This window comes from Micromonospora sp. ATA51 (genome assembly GCF_016802855.1).
Lineage (GTDB): Bacteria > Actinomycetota > Actinomycetes > Mycobacteriales > Micromonosporaceae > Micromonospora > Micromonospora sicca.
The window spans coordinates 1-1,431 of record NZ_JAEVHJ010000653.1 but is presented as its reverse complement, the minus strand read 5'-3'; the positions used below and the strand labels follow the sequence as shown (position 1 = coordinate 1,431).

The window sequence follows — 1,431 nt, the reverse complement described above, 5'->3', positions numbered from 1 at the left end:
TAGTACGGCAGCCGCCATTAGCTGTCTGACCAGGGTGGACGCCGCGGGTGGGGCGGGTGAGGTGGGTGCAGCCGCCCTGATGATCATGTGTGTGTGAAGACAACAAAATCGAGGGCGGCTGCGGCTGCCAGGATAGCGGCTCGGCGGGTGCAACGGTTGCGGGCCGAGCTGTTGGAGTGTCTGCGGTCGTGTTTCGTGCGGACGCAGACCTGGCAGCAGGCGACGAGGTACGTGTCTGCGGTGGCCAGTGACCTGCCGAAACGCAACGGGTGGACGATCGCGGAGCACGTCGGGGACCGTAGCCCGGACCGGACGCAGCGGTTGCTGAACCGGGCGGTGTGGGACGGCGACGAGGCGATGATCCTGGTGCGCCGGTTCGTGGTCGACGGGCTGGGCACGGCAGCCCGACGGCGGCGGGGGCTGGTGGTGGGGGCGTTGGACGAGACCGGTCAGCAGAAGCGGGGCGCCGCCACGTGTGGGGTGAAGCGGCAGTACATGGGGTGCGCGGGTCGGGTGGACAACGGCATCAACACGGTGCACCTGTCGTACGTGCGGGAGCAGGTCGGGCACGCGTTGATCGGTGCCCGGCAGTGGATTCCCGCCGAGCAGATCGACGACCCGGACACCGCCCGCGCGATGGGACTACCGGCTGACCTGCGGTTCCGCACCAAGGGACAACTGGCAATCGACATCTGCACGGACGCGTACGCCGACGGGGTGCGCTTCGACGTGATCTGCGGCGACGAGGTCTACGGCGGCTGCACCCAGTTGCGGGAGTTCTTCGAACAACAACAGCAGGCGTACGTGCTGCGGGTGGCCTGCACGTTCCTGCTCGATGTGGGCGGCGGCGTGCGGCTGACCTGCCAACAAGCCGTCAAGCAACTCGTCGGCCCCCGCCAGTGGGAGGTGCGTTCCGCCGGGACGGGGTCGAAGGGGCAGCGGTGGTACGCGTGGACGCAGATCGCCACCGCCAGTCCTCAGCATGTCCTGCTGGTACGCCGGCATCTACGCACCGGTGACCTGGCGTTCCACTACTGCTACCTGCCCGAGAGGCAACCCACGACCATGACTCGGCTGATCCGCGCCGCGGGGCTGCGCTGGCCTGTCGAGGAGGACTTCGAGTTCGGCAAGGACCAGTTCGGTCTCGACCAGTGCCAAGCCCGCCTGCACACTGCGATCCGCCGGCACACCGTGCTGGTCATGGCAGCCCTGGCCATCTGCGCCGTCGCCGCCGCCCAACTCCGCGCCCGCACCGACACCCAAGCCCCACCACCGGCCATCCCCGACCAGGCCCCACCAGCAGACCCCGGCCTGATCCCCCTGACCGTCCCCGAAACACGACGGCTCCTGGCCAGACTGCAGCATCAACCGACACCGCCCGACCACGCCCACCACTGGAGCACCTGGCGCCGCCGCCACCAAGCCCGCTCA

Annotated in this window: 1 protein-coding gene; it reads left to right on the top strand. The window is 69.0% G+C overall.

Features of this window, described 5'->3' with window-relative positions:
• Positions 1-87: 87 nt before the first annotated feature.
• On the top strand, positions 88-1,431 hold a 1,344-nt coding region (locus JNW87_RS38675), incomplete at its 3' end, for an IS701 family transposase (RefSeq protein WP_309234168.1).